The sequence below is a fragment of the Enterocloster sp. genome (genome assembly GCF_057861365.1).
In genome coordinates this window covers 175753-196816 of record NZ_DBMACH010000005.1, presented here as the reverse complement: position 1 = coordinate 196816, position 21064 = coordinate 175753, and the positions used below count along the sequence as shown (strand labels likewise).

General features: G+C 37.0%; 18 protein-coding genes. 17 read left to right on the top strand and 1 reads right to left on the bottom strand.

The features are described 5' to 3' along the window. Positions 1–217 precede the first annotated feature (217 nt). The 12 genes from ACZM6M_RS07545 to ACZM6M_RS07490 all read left to right on the top strand — a co-directional run bounded on the left by ACZM6M_RS07545 (position 218) and on the right by ACZM6M_RS07490 (position 16594). The gene (locus ACZM6M_RS07545; protein WP_066544730.1) at positions 218–598 is read left to right on the top strand and encodes a plasmid mobilization protein; all 381 of its coding nucleotides are present in this window, start codon (positions 218–220) and stop codon (positions 596–598) included. Beyond that, positions 547–1788, top strand: a complete 1242-nt coding sequence (locus ACZM6M_RS07540) for a relaxase/mobilization nuclease domain-containing protein (RefSeq protein ID WP_489490052.1) — start codon at positions 547–549, stop codon at positions 1786–1788. The genes ACZM6M_RS07545 and ACZM6M_RS07540 overlap by 52 nt, the downstream gene beginning before the upstream one ends. Positions 1789–1816: 28 nt before the next feature. After that, positions 1817–2434, top strand: a complete 618-nt coding sequence (locus ACZM6M_RS07535; RefSeq protein ID WP_143331325.1) for a DUF6040 family protein — start codon at positions 1817–1819, stop codon at positions 2432–2434. A 104-nt stretch (positions 2435–2538) separates the two neighbouring features. Then, on the top strand, positions 2539–4266 hold the full coding sequence (locus ACZM6M_RS07530) for an N-6 DNA methylase (RefSeq protein ID WP_340274921.1): 1728 nt from the start codon (positions 2539–2541) through the stop codon (positions 4264–4266). Next, positions 4267–6027 carry a type I restriction-modification system subunit M gene (locus ACZM6M_RS07525; protein ID WP_066544725.1) on the top strand — a complete coding sequence of 587 codons (1761 nt, stop codon included), beginning with the start codon at positions 4267–4269 and terminating at the stop codon, positions 6025–6027. Between the two features lies 1 nt (position 6028). Next, on the top strand, positions 6029–7327 hold the full coding sequence (locus ACZM6M_RS07520; RefSeq protein WP_066544723.1) for a restriction endonuclease subunit S: 1299 nt from the start codon (positions 6029–6031) through the stop codon (positions 7325–7327). Then, positions 7324–10425 carry a type I restriction endonuclease subunit R gene (locus ACZM6M_RS07515; RefSeq protein ID WP_489490050.1) on the top strand — a complete coding sequence of 1034 codons (3102 nt, stop codon included), beginning with the start codon at positions 7324–7326 and terminating at the stop codon, positions 10423–10425. Before ACZM6M_RS07520 ends, ACZM6M_RS07515 begins: the two co-directional genes overlap by 4 nt. A 42-nt stretch (positions 10426–10467) precedes the next feature. Next, a complete protein-coding gene (locus tag ACZM6M_RS07510; RefSeq protein ID WP_340274916.1) occupies positions 10468–12315 on the top strand; it encodes a KAP family P-loop NTPase fold protein in 1848 nt (615 codons plus the stop codon). 1 nt (position 12316) lies between these two features. Then, complete coding sequence (locus tag ACZM6M_RS07505; protein ID WP_066544717.1) at positions 12317–13000, top strand: hypothetical protein; 684 nt, start codon at positions 12317–12319, stop codon at positions 12998–13000. A 2-nt stretch (positions 13001–13002) separates the two neighbouring features. Next, a complete protein-coding gene (qatC, locus tag ACZM6M_RS07500; RefSeq protein WP_066544715.1) occupies positions 13003–14373 on the top strand; it encodes a Qat anti-phage system QueC-like protein QatC in 1371 nt (456 codons plus the stop codon). After that, positions 14370–15098, top strand: a complete 729-nt coding sequence (locus tag ACZM6M_RS07495; protein ID WP_055220281.1) for a TatD family hydrolase — start codon at positions 14370–14372, stop codon at positions 15096–15098. Before qatC ends, ACZM6M_RS07495 begins: the two co-directional genes overlap by 4 nt. Before the next feature lie 29 nt (positions 15099–15127). Then, positions 15128–16594 (top strand): RNA-binding domain-containing protein, encoded by a 1467-nt coding sequence (locus ACZM6M_RS07490; RefSeq protein ID WP_066544714.1) that lies wholly within the window; start codon positions 15128–15130, stop codon positions 16592–16594. A 167-nt stretch (positions 16595–16761) separates the two neighbouring features. Here ACZM6M_RS07490 and ACZM6M_RS07485 read toward each other — a convergent pair whose 3' ends face one another. Continuing rightward, positions 16762–17322: a helix-turn-helix domain-containing protein gene (locus ACZM6M_RS07485; RefSeq protein ID WP_066544712.1), complete on the bottom strand. Its 561-nt coding sequence runs from the start codon at positions 17320–17322 to the stop codon at positions 16762–16764. Positions 17323–17838: 516 nt separating this feature from the next. On the opposite strand from ACZM6M_RS07485, the gene ACZM6M_RS07480 reads away from it, so the two are divergent. From ACZM6M_RS07480 to ACZM6M_RS07460, 5 genes are all read left to right on the top strand, one after another. Further along, positions 17839–17979 carry a hypothetical protein gene (locus ACZM6M_RS07480; protein WP_489490048.1) on the top strand — a complete coding sequence of 47 codons (141 nt, stop codon included), beginning with the start codon at positions 17839–17841 and terminating at the stop codon, positions 17977–17979. Beyond that, positions 17976–18170, top strand: coding sequence for a hypothetical protein (locus tag ACZM6M_RS07475; RefSeq protein ID WP_066544710.1), 195 nt, complete (start codon positions 17976–17978; stop codon positions 18168–18170). The genes ACZM6M_RS07480 and ACZM6M_RS07475 overlap by 4 nt, the downstream gene beginning before the upstream one ends. A gap of 224 nt (positions 18171–18394) precedes the next feature. Further along, complete coding sequence (locus tag ACZM6M_RS07470; protein ID WP_066545279.1) at positions 18395–19618, top strand: tyrosine-type recombinase/integrase; 1224 nt, start codon at positions 18395–18397, stop codon at positions 19616–19618. 348 nt (positions 19619–19966) lie between these two features. Further along, positions 19967–20428, top strand: a complete 462-nt coding sequence (locus tag ACZM6M_RS07465) for an Hsp20/alpha crystallin family protein (protein ID WP_066544708.1) — start codon at positions 19967–19969, stop codon at positions 20426–20428. 117 nt (positions 20429–20545) lie between these two features. Next, entirely contained in the window at positions 20546–21064 is a 519-nt protein-coding gene (locus ACZM6M_RS07460) for a peptidylprolyl isomerase (RefSeq protein WP_066544706.1), read from the top strand.

Here is a 21064-nt window from a genome sequence, read left to right as displayed (position 1 = left end):
GCCAATAACGTAAGTAATCCTGCTAAATGTCCACCGGACATTCCTTCGGATGACTTACTGATTGACTAGGACGCTGTCCTGCACCTGCCAAAGGGGAATATTGCATTTCCCCTTATGGAATCCCCTGCTAATCTACCAGCCGGATGCTAATCTACCAGTCGGAAAGGTTATGGCTGATTTATAAAAAAGATAGAGTGGAGAAAGGAAACGAAGATTTATGCGAAAACGAAATTATACGGTAACGATACGAATGAATAAAGCAGAGTATGATCTGTTTCAAAGCAAAGTAAAAGAATCCGGAAGAACACAGCAGGAAGTAGTAATAAAAGCAATCGCAGATTTGAAGATAGCTTCTACAGAGGAAGTGGAAGAACTAAAAAGATTGAATCAGATGTTTGCCGACATTCTCAGTCAGCTTCGTGGAGCTACTACAAATATCAATCAGATTGCAAGAAAGCTGTATACAGATGGAGAAGTTCCAAATGACAGTACGCTGTATTTCCTCAATAAAAGTATTCTTAAGTACCGGAAGGAGAGTGAAAAGATATGGCTATTAATAAGACGATTAATAAGCGGACAAATACACATGGAGCAATGAGAAACTGCATCGAATATGTATTGCGTCAGGACAAGACCAGTGAGCAGCTTACCTATGTGACTGGCCCGTACTGCCATGACGAGATCAATTATGATCTGGTGTACAGAGCATTTTTAGAGGAAAAGAAGGTGTGGGATAAAGATTCTGGAAGGATGTACGCCCACAATATTATTTCCTGGCACAAGGACGAGCAGATCACACCGGAGCAAGCATTTGAATTTGGAAAAGAGTTTGCAGAAGAATGGTTTCGGGGATTCCAGACCTTAGTGGCTGTGCATAAGGATAAAAACCATATCCACTGCCATCTGGTTACAAATTCTGTGAGTTATGAAGATGGGAGAAAACTGCATAACACCAAAAAGGATCTGGAACGTATGAAACAGCTTACTAATCAGATGTGCCGAGAACGTGGACTGACAGTTGTCGAGAAAGGAAAGCACTTTGATGGAAGCCAGATTGAAAAAGGGGAAGTTATTGCATGGAGCAAAGATAAATATAACCTGTTCTGTCAACAGGTAAAGGATAGTTTTGTAGCGGACTGTGCAATGGCGGTATTAAAGGCACTGGAAAATTGTATCAGCAAAGAAAAGTTTATAGAAAAAATGAAACAGTTTGGATGGAATGTAAACTGGACAGAAAAGCGGAAACACATCACATTTCAGAATCAGGATGGAAAGAAAGTGCGTGACAGCAATCTGTCAAAAACATTCCATCTGGACATCAGTAAGGAGGGCTTAGAGAATGAATTTAATGGAAATAGGGAAAAATCCAGAGTTGCAGCCGACAGAGACGGCAGATCAGACGAAGAACTCAGAAACTATTACAGAGAGCTTGACGCAGCCATTGCAGACACCAGAGGAATCACCAATCAAGCTCAAAGCGGAGAGGGATATTCTCGTACAGAGTTTCGAGAAAGCGAAAGAGTTCATGCGAACACAGAAAAAGCAGATACAGACACTGGAAGAAGAGAAACAGACGATCTTATCCGACAGGCAGAGATTGCGAGAAGAAGTTCGGAAATCAACCGTAGAAATTCAGCGTTTGACAACCGAACTGTCCGAAACGCAGAAGCTGAATCAATCGCTTCAGCAGAGCAACGACGACTTGAGGAACAGAAACGGATTGATGAGCAGGAGCGAGCAAGAGCGGCTCGAAGAAGAAATAAAAGACGTTCGGGACCGGAACTCTAAATTACAGATACAAGTGAACCAATCATCTGTGGAAGCGGTGGAACAGGCACAGCAGAAACAGGAAGAAGCTGAAAAGAAGGTAAGGACAATACAATGTCAATATAACAAATTACAAGAGAATGCAGAAACGATGAAAGAAAAGGCGGATCAGAAAATAAAAAGTCTGAAACAAGAAATGAAAGAAAAAACAAGTTTCTGGCAGATGGCATATATTATTTTTTTAGTATTTGAGATGATAGAAAGCACAGTAGTTCAGAATGATTTAATTGCTTGTATAAAAGTTCCGGTAAGAGTTTGGTGTAGGTATGTAGAATGGGTAATTCGTCCATCAGAATTAAATATTTGGGGTGAGAAGGAATATTTTTCAACAGAATGGTCGTGGTGTTTGCGAGTTATGGCAATTATTATCATTGTCGGAGCAGTAATTGCCGGTGAAATGTTTGTTCTGAAGAAAATAGAACAGTATCGAAGAGTGTGGGATAAATATTCCATACGGTTTATGGTGGTCAGTTTAGAGATGATTATTGTATCAGGCGATGTGTTGAGAAGATGTATGCCAATAAATCTTGTGGTATTATTTGGAATAATAAATATCGCTGTCATAGAAATAAGGATTTATTATCGTAGAGCTAATGAAATATATTAAAAATCAACAATGGTTATCAAAAACCAAATTTGATTATTGACAATCAATAATGTGGGTGCTATAGTAAAAATATGGAAATTGATTGTGAATAACCAAAGGAGGAAGTGGCATTGAAGACTTCGGTTAAAGAGCTAAAAGCAAAAGAAATCTCAAAAGTTGAAGAGATTAGCTGGAATATTTCAAACAGGATAAGAGAATTTGGAAATGCTTCTATGTACGGTGGGTTTTGTTTAGCATATGTGGCCTATGTATCCTTAAAAAATAAGATAACAGATATAAACCAGTTAAAAGAATATGTGGAGCTGACTTTTTCACCAGAAAGAGTCAGTTTCATAAAAGAAAATATTGGAAATTTATGGAATGTTGCAATAGAAATTTCAGAAGAATATTCAGAAGCTGCACTTTTAGCGACTGTTTTATGGTGGCAATTACAGGGGAATCGTTTCATGGGAGAATGTGAAACACCGCAGAGTGTCATAAAGCTGGCAAATGAGATTCTTCAGATTTCAAATGATAAGGTGGCAGATTTTTGCAGCGGAATTGGTTCGTTTCTTGTGAGTGCCATAGAAAAGAGTCCAGAATCACAATTTTATGGTACAGAGATTGTGCGAGATGTAAAAGAAGTGTCAGAAATCCGTACAGAATTGATATCTGATCGGGTAAAAATTGAGCAAAAATCAGTTTTAAATATAAAGGATAATTTGATGTTTGATAAAATATTCTGTGATTATCCATGGGGAATAAAAGCAAAAGACAGCATTGGAAGTAACGAAGCATTACAAGCAATATATGATGAGATACCAGAAGTAAAGAAGGTGGCAGCAGGAGACTGGATATTTATTATAAATGTCATGAATCACCTTAATAAAAATGGTAAGGCTGTTATTTCGGTAAGTAATGGAGTTACTTGGAATGGTGGAAATAATACAATCATTCGTGAAAAATTTATAAAACGAGGATTTGTGGAAGCAGTGATTGCTCTTCCGCAAAATTTATATTTAAATACAGGAATTGCATGTTCATTACTGGTGCTAAGCAGAAATAATAAAAATATAAGAATGATAGATGCAACAGAAATGGTATCGGTCGGACGGAGACAGAACATTCTTAGTGATGAAAATATTTCTGAGATTGTTGAATTGTTGAATACCGATGACAAAAATTCAAGACAGGTTTCTATTGAAGAGGTGGCGGAAAATGAATATGTTCTTAATCCTTCAAGATATCTTCAACAAGAAACAGTTGTAAAAAATGGTGTGCTTTTTGAAACTGTAATAAAGAATATAACAAGAGGAGCACAAATTAAAGCATCTGTTTTAGATGAAATTGTATCAGATAAACCGACGAACATGCAGTACTTGATGTTGGCAAATTTACAGGATGGAATCATTAGTGACGAACTTCCATATTTAAAGGGAATAGACTCTAAATATGAAAAATATTGTATAAAAAATGGAAGTCTGGTAATTTCCAAAAATGCATCGCCGGTGAAAATGGCGATTGCGTCTGTACAAGAAGGCAATAAGATTTTGGCAAATGGAAATCTCTATGTTATTGAACTGGATGAAGATAAGATAAATCCTTATTTCTTAAAAGCGTATCTGGAAAGCGAAAATGGGAAGGCGGCTTTATCCAGAGTCGCAGTAGGTGCTACCTTGTTAAATCTACCGGTGGAAGGATTAAAAAAGGTGATAATTCCGTTGCCGGATTTAGAAAGTCAGAAAAAAATTGCAGATCAATATTATGCGAAGCTAAGTGAGATTAAAGAATTAAAATACAAACTGGAAAAGGCAACAGAAGAACTGGAACATATTTATACGGAGGAAAAATAAATGAACGAGAATAATAAATTTGATGTAGTTGGAACCAATATAGCAGAAAAAGCGACGATGATCTGGAATGTAGCAGATATGCTTAGAGGACCATTCAAACCACATGAATATGGTTTGATAATCTTACCAATGACAGTAGTAAAAAGATTTCATGACTGCCTATTGTCGACGCATAAAGCAGTACTTGAAAAGTATGAGGAAGTAAAGAAATTTGCAGTTATTGATGGATTTTTGACAACAGCCTCTCAGTATCAGTTTTATAATATCAGCAAATATACATTTGATTCATTGCTTGCTGATCCGGAAAATATCGAAGCAAATTTTAGAGATTATTTAAATGGATTTTCTGCAAATGTCCAGGATGTGTTATCGAAGTTTGATTTTGACAACATTATCCGCAGAATGGTAGAAAGCAATACATTATATCTGGTTATCAAAGAATTCAATTCCCAGAAAGGTTACCTGGGACCGGATAAAATCAGTGCTGTAGATTGTGGTTATATTTTTGAGGATCTGGTAAAGCGATTTTCAGAGTCTTTCGGTGAAGAAGCAGGAGCACATTTTACCAGTAGAGATATCATTTATTTGATGACAGACTTGCTTTTATCCGATGCGGATCTGAGTAAGGGGGGAAATGTAACTGTGTATGATATGGCAATGGGAACCTCTCAGATGCTTAGCTGTATGGAAGAAAGAATTCAGGAATTAAATACAGAGATTGGCGTTACCTGTTTTGGTCAGGAGTTCAATCCGTCCACTTTTGCGATTGCAAAAGCAGATATGATGATTCGGGGTGGTGATCCGAATAATATGAGGTTCGGTGATACTTTGTCAGAAGATCAGTTTAGTGGCTATCAGTTCCAGTATATCATTTCCAATCCGCCTTTTGGAATCGACTGGAAAAGAGAAAAGGCAGCAGTGGAAGCAGAAGCAAAGAAAGGTGATCTGGGAAGATTTGCACCGGGACTTCCGAAAATATCAGATGGTCAGCAGTTGTTTGTATTAAATGGTCTTTCCAAGCTTGCACCAAATGGGAAAATGGCAATTATTCAGAACGGTTCGCCATTGTTTTCCGGAGATGCGGGAAGTGGACCGTCAGAAATCAGAAGATATATGCTTGAAAATGACTGGCTGGATGCAATCGTGCAATTAGGAACCGATATGTTTATGAATACAGGCATCAGTACCTACATCTGGATTTGTTCCAAAGATAAACCGTTGCATAGAACTGGAAAAGTGCAGTTGATAGATGCATCACATTGTTATGAAGCAAGAAGAAAAAGTATTGGAACAAAAAGAAATGATATTACGGATCAGTGTCGTGATTTGATTGTAAAGGCTTATGGTGCATTTGAAAATGATGCTGTATATGGAGATAAGGAAGGTATTTATTGCCAGAGCAAAATATTCGATACAGAGGAATTTGGATACCAGAAGATTGTCGTAGAACAACCCCAGAGAGATGAAAATGGAGAAATTGTATTAAAGAAGGGAAAGCCTGTAGCAGATACATCTCTGCGTGATACAGAAAATGTACCTTTGACAGAAGATATCAAGGAGTATTTCAAACGAGAAGTATTACCATATGCACCGGAAGCATGGATTGACAAGAAGAAAACGAAAAAAGGATATGAGATTCCAATGACAAGATATTTCTATGAATATCAGGCACCGGAACCAGTGGAAGAAATTGCAGTGCGTCTGCATGAACTGGAACTGGAAATTCAGAGCAGTTTGGATGCTTTGTTTGGGGGTGAATGATATGAGTAGGGAGATGAAAGATTCTGGGGTTGAATGGTTGGGAGAGATACCAGAGGATTGGGAAATCACAAAATTAAAATATTTAGGAACTTATATTAATGGATATGCATTTAAACCAGATGATTGGGGGAATACAGGAATTCGAATCATCCGTATTCAAGATTTGACTGGTTCTAATGATAAACCTAATTATTATAGCGGAAATTTAGATAATAAGTATCTAATCAAAAAAGGTGATATTCTAGTATCGTGGGCGGCAACATTAGAAGCTTTTATTTGGAAAAAAGATTATGGATGGTTGAATCAGCATATATTTAAAGCACTTCCTAATGAGGAAAGTATTTCACCAGAATATTTCTTTTGGCTACTGAAAGTTGTCATGGAAAATATGAATAATGACAATAAACATGGTATTTTTATGCAACATGTAACGTTAGGAATTTTTAATAATTTTTTTGCTCCGTTGCCCAATAAATATGAGCAGAAAAAAATTGCAGATTTTTTAGATGGACAATGTGAGAAAATAAATTTAGCAATAGAAAAATCTAAAGTAGCTATCGAGGAATATCGAAATTTAAAGCAGTCATTTATTACACAAATTGTAACCAAAGGGATCAATGAAAATGATACGATGAAGGAGAGCGGAACTGAGTGGATAGGTAAAATTCCGGCTTCATGGAAAGTAACACAACTACGACATTGTGCAAGTATAAGATCTGGGATTACATTGGGAAAAACATATTCAAAATATACTGAATTAGTTGAAATGCCATATTTAAGAGTAGCAAATGTCCAGGATGGTTATGTAGATACGAATGATATTGCTGTTCTTCAAGTAAGTAAAGATGAAATAGAGAAATATAGCATATCAGCTGGAGAAGTTCTCATGACAGAAGGAGGGGACAGGGATAAGCTGGGACGCGGTTGTGTATGGGATGGACGAATCACACCATGCTTGCATCAGAATCACATTTTTGCTGTTAAAGTAAAAGAGAAACTGTTAAATCCATATTATTTAGAATATTTAACAGCTTCATCTGTTGGACGTACTTATTTTGATGTTACTGCGGTAAAAACAACGAATCTTGCATGCACAAGTTCAAGTAAGGTGTTAGCATTCACAATTCCTTTGCCAAGTATAGATGAGCAGAATGAAATTGTAGATTATTTAAAAGAAAAATGTGGTTGTATTGAAACTGTTATTTTTAAGAAAGAGCAGTTCATAAGTGAACTGGAAAATTACAAAAAATCCCTGATTTATGAGTATGTTACCGGGAAGAAGGAGGTGCCAGAATCTTGAGCATAGATGTTACTACAGAGAAACGTTTTGAATCAGATATTGAAGAATTCTTTTTATCGCCAGCAGGTGGATATACACACAACCATGATACATACGATCCGCAGTTAGGTGTATATAAAGATACTTTGCTACGTTTTGTGCAGAAAACACAACCGAAGGAATGGAAGCGTTTTTTATTACAAAACAAAGTAGATCCAGAACGGAAATTTTGTCTTGCGTTCAATAATGCCTGTGATATGGATGGTCTCATTTCTGTGTTACGTCATGGTTTTAAACACAGAGGAATTCCATTTAAAGTCTGCTATTTTAAACCGGAATCAGGTCTGAATCAGACGGCGATGTCTTTATACGAAAAGAATGAGATTACCTGTAACAGACAATGGTTTTATTCCAATGATACACACAATTCTGTGGATATGGTTCTGGCTGTGAATGGAATTCCGGTATTTGCACTGGAATTAAAGAATCAGTATACCGGACAGAACGTAGATCATGCAAAACGGCAGTGGATGTATGATCGTGATCCAAGAGAAATTTGTTTTCAGTTCAATAAAAGAATTTTAGGGTATTTCTGCATTGATCAGTTGGAAGTCTGGATGACAACAAAGCTGGAAGGAAAGAATACATATTTTCTTCCATTCAATCAAGGTTCCAATGGTGCAGGAAAGGATGGCGGAAAAGGAAATCCGGCAAATCCGAATGGCTATCCGACGGCGTACTTCTGGGAGTATGTATTTCAGAAAGACAGTATGATGGATATCATTCAGAAGTTTATCCATTTGCAAATCAAAGAAGAAAAGAAACGTTTGTCGGATGGCACAGAGCAGGTTACGAAAAAGAAAACACTGATATTTCCAAGATATCATCAGTTGGATGTGGTGCGTAAGTTAATTGCAGATGTACGGAAAGAAGGAACGGGGCACAATTATCTGATCCAGCACAGTGCCGGATCTGGAAAATCAAATTCGATTGCCTGGACAGCATATAGACTGGCATCCTTGCATGATGCCAATGATATATCTGTTTTCAGCAGTGTTATTGTAGTGACAGATCGAACTGTGCTAGATGCTCAGCTACAGGAAACGATTTCAGGATTTGACCATACGATAGGTGCAGTAGAGACGATTGATGATAAAAAGAATTCAAAAAATTTGAGAGATGCAATTAATAATGGTTCAAGAATTATTGTAACTACTTTGCAGAAATTTCCGGTGATTTATCAGGAAGTGGATAAGGTGGCCGGAAGAAACTTTGCGATCATTGTTGACGAAGCACATTCTTCACAGACTGGAAGTTCGGCAATGAAATTGAGGGCCTCATTAGCAGATACAGAGGCAGCATTACGGGAATATGCAGAAATAGAGGGGAAAGCAGAAGATGAAATTGACAGAAATGATAAACTTGTTCAGGAAATGCTGACACATGGAAAGCATCCGAACTTATCATTTTTTGCATTTACAGCGACTCCGAAACCAGCGACATTAGAGATGTTTGGTAGCCAATGGACTGATGGAAGTTTTCATCCATTTCATATTTATAGTATGAGACAGGCGATTGAAGAAGGATTTATTTTGGATGTACTGCAGAACTACATGACATACAGTACTTGTTTCAAGATAGCAAAAGATACACCGGAAAATCCAGAGCTTCCAGAGAGCAGAGCAACAAAGATTATTAAAAAGTATGAGAAATTGCATCCATATAATATCAGCCAGAAATCGCAAATTATTGTAGAAACTTTTCGGGAAACGACCAAAAATAAAATTGATGGAAAAGGGAAAATGATGCTAGTCACAGACTCCAGACTGGCTGCAGTTCGATATTTCCATGAAATTAAACGGTATATTCAAGAACGGCATTATGCAGATATGGATATTTTAGCGGCATTTTCCGGCAGCGTGCAGGATGGTGACGAAGAATATACAGAATCTGGATTAAATGTCAGAAAAGATGGAAGTCATATATCAGAAGGACAGACCAAGGAAGAGTTTCATGATAACTTTAATGTCCTGGTTGTTGCAGAAAAATATCAGACGGGATTCGATGAGCCTTTGTTACATACTATGATTGTGGACAAAAAACTGAAAAATGTAAAGGCTGTGCAGACATTATCACGTTTGAACCGTACCTGCCCTGGAAAAGTAGATACATTTGTGTTGGATTTCGCAAATAAAAAAGAGGATATTCTAGAAGCATTTCAACCATTTTATCAGGAGACAAGTCTTGAGCAGGAAGTAAATGTGGATTTGATTTACCAGACAGAAAAAGAGCTTTTGGATTATGCGATTTATAATGAGAATGATATTAATGCTTTTATAGACGTATGGAATCATCCGGGAAGACAAGATGCAACTGCTATGGGAAAAATGACGAGTGTGTTGAAACCGATAGCAGACAGATACAATTTGAAGAATCCGGAAGAACGATATCAATTCAGAAGACTGGTAAGAAAGTTGATCCGATGGTACAGCTATATTACACAGGTAGTTCGCATGTTTGATGAAGATATGCATAAAGAATATTTGTTTCTGAGTTATCTGATTGGACTGCTTCCAGAAGAAAAAGAAGAGCCAGTTGATCTGGATGGAAAATTGAAACTGGAATATTATAAGCTGCAGAAAACATTCGAAGGTGCAATAACACTGGAGAAAGTTGATGGTCAGTATGTTCCTTCCAAGAAACAGGGAGTACAGGGAAACAGACAGAAAAGCACATTGGATGAAATATTGGACAAGATTAATGAAAAGTATAAAGGGCAGTTTTCAGAAGGTGATCGGGTAATGCTGGGTGCTTTGCATGATAAATTGATTGCAGATGATAAACTGGAAAGTTCGGCTCGCACTTCTGATCCAAGAATATTTACAGAAAGTATTTTTCCATCAGCGTTTGGAAATGCAGCAATGGAAAGCTATATGGAGGCCCAGGACAGTTATGGATCACTGTTTGAGGACAAAAGCAAGTACGATGCTGTAATGAGTGCGTTAGCAGGGGTGATTTATAGGGAAATGCGTTCTAAAAAGACCGTGGACTACCGGAAAGTTGAACGAGATGAGCAGGTTCAAATGGTGGCGGAAGAACCAGCTAAATATGGAAAGTAAAAAAGAAACTATGATGGTATGAAAAGGCAAGGGAGGGTTTTTATGTGGCTAGATAATGCGTCAGATATTGATATTTTATTTTATGAGCCGTATGCAAGAATAATTGCCGATATTGCAAAAAATGAACAATATAATCCATTGACAGTCGGTGTGTTTGGATTATGGGGAGCAGGAAAATCAACCTTATTGAAGTTAATAGGTGAAAAACTTAAGAGTCAGGACGGAATTATTTGTGTAACTATTAATGCATGGATGTTTGAATCATATGACGATGCTAAAACCGCAATTATGGAGGCTTTATTACAGGAACTTAAAGAAGAAGTTCCTGTAGAAGAAACTAAAAAGAAATTGGGAAAATTAATAAAAAGAGTTGACTGGTTTAAGTTAGGAACAAAAGCAATATCCACGCTTGCACCTGTAGTTGCAAGCGTGGCCACAGGAAATCCATTGCCTATGTTGTTAAATGTAACGGGAAGTGCTGAAGAAATTGGAAATACAGTCAAAAATGCAGCAAATTCCATACAATCATTAAAAGATGAATATTGGAAAGAGGAAGATGTATCAAATGATGAAAGCACGATAAACAATATCAGAAAATTTAGAGAGGAATTTTCTGATGCATTGAAAAGTGACGATATTAAAAATGTAGTTGTAATGATAGATGATTTAGACAGATGTCGTCCAGAACGAATAATTGAAATATTGGAAGTAATTAAACTATTCTTGTCTGTTGACAGGACAACATTTATTATTGCTGCAGATGAAAATGTTATAAAGTACTCTATCCGTGAAAAGTATCCACCAATGAATGGATTTGATGTAGAACTGGACAAAGAATACATTGAAAAAATTATTCAACTGCCAATATATATTCCGGAGTTATCGGCAAAGGATATACAAAATTATCTATTATTACTGGTCACACAAAGCTATTTGGAACAAGAGAGTTTTAAGCATCTAATAGATAAGATATTTGAAGAAAAAAGAACAATTTCTGGGGATGTAATTACATTAGAAGAAATTAATAAGTTGATTGATGAGTTAGGGTTGAATTGGCAGGATGGGGGAAAAACAGCTTTTAAAGAAACGGCGAAAATTATTGATGAAATAAGGGAAATTGTTGCTTCTACATTGAAAGGCAATCCACGCCAGGCAAAACGTTTTTTGAACACATTTATTACCAAACGCCAGTTGGCAAAAATTTATTATGGTGATGAAATTGATATTTCCATTTTAGCTAAATTATTAGTGCTGCAAAAGCTGGATAATGACTTGTTTATACAATTGAATGAATGGAATAAAGAATTTGATACTGAAAATAAAGAATTTAAGGAAATTCGAACAAAAGTGAAGGAAGGAAAGGTTGATGCTCAGAATCCGTGGAACACAGCACAAATAAAAAAGTGGCTAGAATGCAAACCTGTTGAATTAGAAAAATATCGATTGGAAAAATATTTTTATTTGACAAGAGAAAATTTGAAAAGATTTAGTATTGACGAGTCTGGATTCAGTAAAAATACGAAAGAAATTTTAGAAAGAATTGGACGAGCTAAATCTGGTCAAATGGTGGCTATTATAAAAGATATGAAAAAATTGAGTGCAGAAGAAATTGCGGATACATTTAAGGTTGTTGCATCTAAAATCGAAAAAGGTGAAATGAAATTTTTTGTTGTAAGAGATTTGTTTTTGAATTTTGATGCATATAAAGGAAAAATAGTGGATGCAATTGGGAAATCAACAGTTCCTATTAAAGCAGGTGATATGGCTGCATTAAGAACAATGTATAATAGTGATATGGAAAATATGAATACTGTATTAGAAAACATGGTAAAAAGAGGAACGTTAACAGACGAGCAGATTACAGAAATAAAAGAGCAGAGGGAAAGCTAATATGGGTACATCAAAAGGATATATAGCACCAACAACACCGCATTGGTCAACCGCAAAAAGAGCAGTGACGGCCTTTATAAATAATAGAGACTTTGATTCTAAAGCAAAAGCGGCCAGTAAATATGCAACCGCAATGAAAAAAGATATGTCGACAGGTGGTAGTTTTCAATCGGCGGCAGCAGGAGTCTTAGGTTTTGCACAAAAGGTTGCCTCTGGAGGCATAGATAATGCATTACGTGAGTATCATCGTGAAGATCTTATTGGAAAATCGTCAGAAGTTGTTTGGACAGAATTACTTCATGAATTTACAAATTATGGTGCATCGGTAGAAGATAATATGGCAGCGGATGCATTGTCACAGGCTATGGAGAATTTAGAAATAGAAGATATTGCGGATATAGGGAATGTTTCAGTTGATATATTACTGAAGGAAATGTTGAAAGAATACATAAAAGAAAACTTTGATTTTCGATATGAAGAAAAAATATCCAAAGGGAAAACACCTGCACAAACATCTGCAATTTTAAATGACATGCATGAATATATAGAAAACAGTATTGACGGTGATTTGAACTTGGATAATTTGAAATCGGTTGATTTTTCTAACATGGGAACATCACAAATTGTGGAGGATGCATTAAGCGATGCCTTATCTGTATTTGAAAAGTATTATGGGGAGGATTAAGGATGCAGTTTTGGATTGATAAAGAACAAGAGAAAAAACCAGATGCTGAATGGAAAGATGCATATGTCTTTTCAATTAACCGAAAAAAATATAGTACGATTTTTACCAACATAACGGATAGCTGGTACCGAATGGATCAACTGCAGATTTCTACAATATACGAAGATTTGTTCATAATAGGTTTGAGTATTTTTGCTTTGGATAAAAGAGTGTCCAGAAGAAAATTTAAAGACTGTTGGACTAGAGAGATAAGCGTATCTATTCCAGTATTAGAATATGAGAAATGGAAGCGTACGGAATTGCAATGGGAAAACATACTGGGATTTTTGACAGGGGATCATTGGCATATTACATTTAGAAAAAGTGAGATAATATATAGTTATAGGGAACATGCAAATAGAATTCATTTGAATGTTCAAAACTGTAATTGTGTATGCTTGTTTTCTGGAGGATTGGATTCTTTTTGTGGTGCGATTAAACTGTTAGAACAAGGGGAGTCTCCTTGTCTAATCGGACACAATGAATATCCTAAACTTGCAAAAAGACAGAATTTATTTGCCAGGACTTTTCAGGATCTTTATCCAGAACAATTCGTTAAATTTATTAGTTTTACAGCAAATTCCAGAGCTCCTATAAGTGAAAAAGAAGGAATATTAAAGGGGAGTGAAAATACCTCTCGTGGCAGATCATTACTGTTTTTATGTGCAGCACTTAGTGTGGCTGGTATTTTGGGAGAAAATGTACCGGTTTATATTCCAGAAAATGGATTTATCGGACTCAATATTCCATTAACGGGAGGAAGAAAAGGGACTTGCAGCACAAGAACTACTCATCCGTACTTTTTAAGACAATTTAATGATATCTTAGAAAAGGTAGGAATAAAGAATACTATTACCAATTTTTTCGCGTACAATACAAAGAGAGAGATTGTAGGACAAGTTAAAGATACAGATGCATTTAAAAGCTGTTATGCAGATACAATTTCATGCTCACATCCTTGTTTAGCAAGATATAATAAAAAGGGCTCTAAAGAATATCCTGTAAACTGTGGATACTGTTATCCGTGTTTGATACGCAAAAGTTCACTTTTGGACATAGATGAGATAAAAAAATATTCTTATCAGGGAGAAGCTTATGATTTTTTGATAGAATATGAAGAAAGTGAGAAGAGTGCAGATTTAAGAGCGGTGCTTGGAAGTATCTATCGTTGTAAACATTCTTCGGATAAAGAATTAAAAAGATATATTAGATGCGTAGGAGAATTAACAGAAGAGGAAGTTGAAAAATTTTTATCATTATACAAGAAAAGTATAGAGGATTTAGTACAACTTTTTTCCGCAGATCAGAGAATGAAGGAGTATCTGGGATTATGATTCAACACCTTATTGATACACACTTTCATCTGGATTATTACAAAGAGCATCAGAAAATATATGACGGAATAAATGAAAGAAAACAATATACATTGTGCATGACGAATTCGCCTGGAGTATATATATCCTGTAAACGCATATATCCGGAAACAAAATATTTGAAATTTGCACTTGGATTCCATCCACAGGATGTATCACTGAAAGATGCGGATTTTTATGATTTTATGCAATTGGTAAATACAACTAATTATGTAGGAGAAATAGGACTTGATTTTTCAAGACAAAGTTATATTTCGCGTAATAAACAATGTATGTATTTTGAGCAAATTGTAAGAGTGTGTGCAGAAAAGGATAAATTAATGTCTGTGCATCTTAGAAGAGCGGAGGAAGAAGCAATATCTATTTTGAAAAAATATCGTCCTCGTAGGTGCATTATTCATTGGTTTAATGGAAACGGAGAGCAATTGCAACAATTAGTGGATATAGGATGTTATTTTTCACTTAATTCTAACATGGTAACAAATGAAAAGAATAAAGAAAAATTGTATTTGATACCAAAAACAAGAGTATTAATTGAAAGTGATGGACCGTTTACAAAAATTGATGGAAAAAAGTACACATTTAACAACTTAATAAAAATATACGAGTTAGTTGCACGATATTATAATGAACCAGACATTATTAAGATGGTTTATGCTAATTTTCGAGATATTCTTTCAAAATAGTGTTAATTGCAAAGTTAGAGGGTGATTTTATGGCAATACGATCAATAGAATATCTGCAAAGCCTTGTCCGGGAACTTGCAAAACTTCCGGATGAGACTGAGTGGGTAGAATTTAAATGTAATAATAAACAGCCACAGATGATTGGTGAATATATTTCTGCTTTGAGCAATTCAGCAGCATTATGCGAACGACCAAAAGCATATCTTGTTTGGGGTATGGATGATGCAACGCACAAAATTGTAGGCACTGAATTTCAGTATCGCAAAATGAAAAAGGGAAATGAAGAATTGGAAGCATGGCTTTCCAGGATGCTTTCACCAAGAATTAATTTCCGATTTTTTGAGGTTCCGATGGATGAAGGAATGGTTGTGCTGATGGAGATTCCTTGTGCAGAAAAACAGCCGGTACAGTTCGCTGGTGGGGAGTATATAAGAATTGGAACAAATAAAAAGAACTTAAAAGAGTATCCGGATAAAGAAAGAGAATTGTGGAGAACATTTGATTCCACACCATATGAATTGCGAATTGCGATGGGAAATCTGAATGAGGATGAAATGGTGTCATTACTGGATTATTCTAAATATTATGACAAACTTGAAATGCCGATTCCGAGAAATCGAGATAAGGTACTAGAAGACCTGCAACATGAAAAATTTATTATGAAAAATGATGCCGGGACATGGGATATCACGAATATGGGTGCTTTGATGATTGCAAAAGATTTGAAAAAATTCGAATCTTTGCATAGGAGATCGGTTCGAGTTATTTGGTACAAGGAAAATTCCAGATTGGATGCTATAAGAGAAAAGGAATTTTGTGCAGGTTATGCATTTTCACATGAAGAAATCGTGCAGTATATTATGACAATTATTCCGCAAGAAGAAGTCATTGTGGAAACTACGAGAAAATCTGTTGTCAGTTTTCCAGAAATCGCTATCCGTGAGTTGCTGGCAAATGCTATGATACATCAGGATCTTCAGCAAAGGGGAACGAATCCAATGGTGGAGGTGTTTAAAAATCGAATCGAGTTTTCAAATGCCGGAGCACCATTGGTGGCAATCGAAAGAATTGTAGATTCGGTGCCAGTATCCAGAAATGAAAACATTGCCGGATTTATGCACAAATGTGGTATTTGTGAGGAGCGTGGCAGTGGTTATGATAAGATTGTTGAAGCAACCGGTAAAAATGAGCTGCTTGCTCCGAGAATTGAAAATCAGAATAACCAATTCACAAAAGCAATATTGTTTGCAAAAGTACCATTTGAATTAACTACCAAAGAAGATCGGATGCGGACTTGCTATATGCAGGCGTGTCTAGCATATGTCAATTTTGAAGGTATTTCTAATTCAGATATTCGAAAAATATTTGGTCTGGGAGAAAAAGAGAAGGCCAAGGCATCAAGACTTCTTACCAGTGCTGTCGAAGGTGGATATATTAAAGTAATGGACCCGGATACAGCACCAAGATATAAAAAGTACATTCCATATTGGGCATAATTTAAGTTTCGCTAAGTTTCACTTATATAAGCATGTGAGAGAATCTTAATAGAAAAATATGCAAAAAAGGCACTGAAAACAATGGATTATCGGTTTTTCAGTGCCTTTTCCTTGAGTAAAAAGAAAAAAATATAATAAATTTAAGTTTTGCTAAGTTTCACTAAGCTCTACTCGCTTGATTTCAGCCACTGTTTCGACGGTTCCCGTTTACCACAATCATCACAGGTCTGTGGCCAGTTGATTTTCCATTCAAAATATTCATCTCTGGTAATCGCACCAGATGTCAGTTCTTCTTTTCTAAGTGTCCATTCTTTTAGAAAATCATTGAGAATCCCATAATTAAACCACATACCAATAGGCGGATGAGCAGGCCAACTATCAGAATCATGGTAGCGGATAGCGGTATCGCCACTGGAATTTGATTTTTCGCTTGGATAAGTCTCTAATTGAAAGAGATTAATCATGCCAGGATTAAATTCGTCAATCCAGAACAGGATTTCCATCAGTTCAGAAGCATTCATCGTAGTTGGCTCATGCAGTGTCAGTGGATTCACATCCAAAATCTTAGCCATTTCAGTAACCAGATCTTTACGGGGAACCCGGTAATTAGTTTCATATTGGGCAAGGCGGTTTGCACCTTTATCGCCCCAGCCAAGAGCTGCACCGAGTTCTGCCTGTGTCATATTCCGGAATGTCCGGATTTTTTTTATTTTATCACCAATTGTCATATCAGATTTCCTGCTTTCTATTTGATAATTCCATTTTACTATCAAAATCTCAGAATGTAAACAGAAACATTCGCAACTAAGCGAATGAAATACTTGACATTAACATTAAAGCGAATTATAATGACAGAACAATAAAGTTCGCATTAAAGCGAAAGTGAAAGCTGAAATGTAAATATTTTGTGAATTATCGCAAAAGCAGGTTGGTAAATCGCTTCTGTCGGACTTTATTAGTGAAAGGATTTTTTAAAATTCCAAAAATCGAATAACATTTTATCCTCACAGGGCTGTATAGATGAGGGGATATTTAAAATCCTTCTTGTACCTTGAAAATTGAATGAGCTGTACACCATATTTTCCTTTATAGAAAATGTAGCTAACACAGATGCCAAGATCCATAGCTTTTTATGGGGAGCGTTGAAGATACTCCGGAAACGGTCGGTATGTTTGGAAAGAAGCTGCCGACATTCAGAATAATTCTGATAGAGGTTGATTGTAACATTGACAGCAGGTGTACAAATGGAAGCCAACACGCCGAACGGAATGGAAAATCATTGTAAGAAGTCTAAACAAAAAGTAGAGTGTACTGACAACGGGCATAACCGCTGTCTGGGAGGTGATGCAGAAGAATACGGAGGAAAGGAGGTATGTGCATCATGAGAAAAACAACAGAGTATAAGATTGAGAATCGTCTGGCGGTAGATATTGAAGGATTAATGGCAATGTTATCCTGCGGAGAAGTAACTGCAAAGAAAATTGCAGATTATGCAGAAGCAAGAGTGATTGTTGGAAGACGTGTTCTCTATAACGTGGATAAGATAAAAAAATATCTTGATGCAATGGCAGTGTAATGAAAGATAAGAAGATAAAATACAACAACTTTCCTTCGGAATGAAAAGTGAAAAGTATTCCTGTAAAAAAGGCAAATAAAAATTAGCATTTTGCAGGAATCCACCCTTGGAAATCATAAAATATTATGTTAATCTGTGAGCAGATATCAGACAGTAAATGACTGATACCGACAGGACAAAAATCATTCCGAATAACGAAAAATGAAGTGAAAGGAATGATTGATATGGCAAGAAAAGATAATAAAGGAAGAAATTTAAAAACAGGTGAATACCAGCGTCCGGATGGACGTTATGAGTATCGCTACAAGGATGAAATTACCGGAAAGCGTAATTCGATTTATGCAGCTGATCTGGCGAGTCTGCGAGAAATGGAAAAGAAGATCAATAAGGATATGGATGATCTGCTTATTACAGACGCATCAGTCAAGAAGCTGACTGTAAATACGTTGTTTGAGCGATACATGGCAACAAAGAATATCAAGGAAAGAACGAAAAAGAATTATATCCGTATGTGGGACTACCGGATACGAAATACTTTGGGAAACATTCGTGTTGTAGATTTTAAGACATCTCACGTAAGGACGTTCTTTTCCGCATTGTCAGATGAAGGACTGGCACACAGTACGATCAAAGGTCTTTATGGCTTATTGAATCCTAGTTTTGAACTGGCAGTGGAAGATGGGATTATCCGCAAGAATCCGGTAACAGGAACACTTGGAGATTATGGGGCTCCGGCAAAGGAGAAAGAAGCACTGACACTGGAACAGCAGGAAAAACTTCTGAAGTTTGTTGAACAGAGTAATGTGTATAAGCCTCATCTTCCAATGATGCAGGTTATGTTTGGGGCTTGCCTGAGAGTGAGTGAAACCATTGGATTAACCTGGTCAGATGTGGATATGAAGAATCGGGAGATCCATGTAGGTGGACAGCTTGTATATTATGAAGGTGAAGAAGGATATTGTTTCCATGATTCAGAAACCAAAACGGATGCAGGAATCAGAGATATTCCTATGACACAGATGGTATATGATGCGTTCCGTAAGCAGAGAGAACTGAACCTAATGCTTGGTTTACAGAGTAATGTGGAGATTGGTGGACGCAGTGGATTCATCTTCAATACAAAGCATGGACGTCCGATCATGCCGGCGGGAGTGAACAGCTTTCTGAAAAACATTGTCAATGCCTATAATAAGAAAGAAAGCAAACTGGCAGAAGAAGAGAAGCGAGAGCCGGAGCTGATGCCGCCTATTTCATCGCATACCCTTCGTCATACGGGATGTACCAGACTGGGTGAGAACAATGTCAATCCTAAAGTTATGCAGTATGTCATGGGCCATTCGGATGCACAGATTACAATGAATGTCTACAATCATATTGCAGAAAAGTCTCATGTGGAGAACGAGATGTCTAAAATGAACCTGCCAGAAACCGTACCTGCTGTGGTATAAACCATAAGTCGTTGTCGTAAAATGTGGTAAGAAAATCAGATGAATATATTTTTCCAAGAATTTGTGGTAAAAATGTGGTCAAATCAAGAAAATCGAGTGCGAAAGTAAGTGAAAAATCCATGTGAAGCCCGTAAAATCAAGGCTTCACAAATTCTTCACAAAAAAATTAGCACTCACCTCTTGACATTGCTAATAATAAGTGTTATATTACAGCTAGAACAAAGGAAAAGAGTTCAGAAGCAGGAACTTGATTCCGGAGGTTCCCATAGTGGATCGGCAGACGGATTGGAAGATATAAGATCGCAGATCACAGATCCAAAAAGGTTTCACGAAAAGGAGAGATGATTTATGTTGATGCCTAGTATTTTTGGAGAAGATATGTTTGACGAGTTTATGAGAGATTTTCCGTTTTTTGATGAAAGAGATGAAAGAAGAGCTGAAAAAAAGCTGTACGGACGCAGAGGCAAAAATCTGATGAAGACCGATGTGAAAGAGACAGACCAGGGGTATGAGCTGGAAATGGATCTGCCCGGATTTACAAAAGATGAGGTTAAGGTTTCTCTGGAAAATGGCTATTTGACCATTCAGGCAGCCAAAGGGCTGGATCAGGATGAGCAGGAAAAGGATACTGGACGCTATATCCGCAGGGAGCGGTATGCAGGAGCCTGTGAGCGTTCCTTCTATGTAGGAGAGAACATGGTTGAGGAAGATATAAAGGGTGAGTTTAAGCACGGTATTTTAAAGCTGTTTATCCCGAAAAAGGAAGAAAAGCCTGCTATAGAGCAGAAGAAATATATTATGATTGAATAATGGTTTTCCAGTGGGAAGGCCGTCCGGAGAAGACGCCGGGCGGCCTTCCTTTTGCTGGACAAATTCCCTGTGATTTGGTATAGTGGAATAAGATTAAATGAAAAGGAGATTATGAGAATGGCAAATCCAGTTATTACTATTACCATGGAAAATGGCGATGTGATGAAGGCAGAGTTATATCCTGAGATTGCTCCCAACACAGTTAATAATTTTATCAGCCTTGTATCGAAAGGATACTATGACGGACTGATCTTTCACCGCGTGATCAGCGGATTTATGATCCAGGGCGGCTGCCCTCAGGGAACAGGCATGGGCGGCCCCGGCTACTGCATTAAGGGTGAGTTTTCCCAGAACGGCTTTAAAAATGACTTAAAGCATACAGAGGGCGTTCTGTCCATGGCAAGGGCAATGCATCCTGATTCTGCAGGCTCTCAGTTCTTTATCATGCATAAAACATCTCCTCATCTGGACGGCGCATATGCGGCATTTGGAAAGATCACAGAGGGCATGGAGGTCGTAAACCGGATTGCAGATGAGCGCACCGATTACAGCGACCGCCCGTTAAGCGAGCAGAAGATCAAGTCCATGACAGTTGATACATTTGGAGAGACATATCCGGAACCGGAGAAGTGCTGA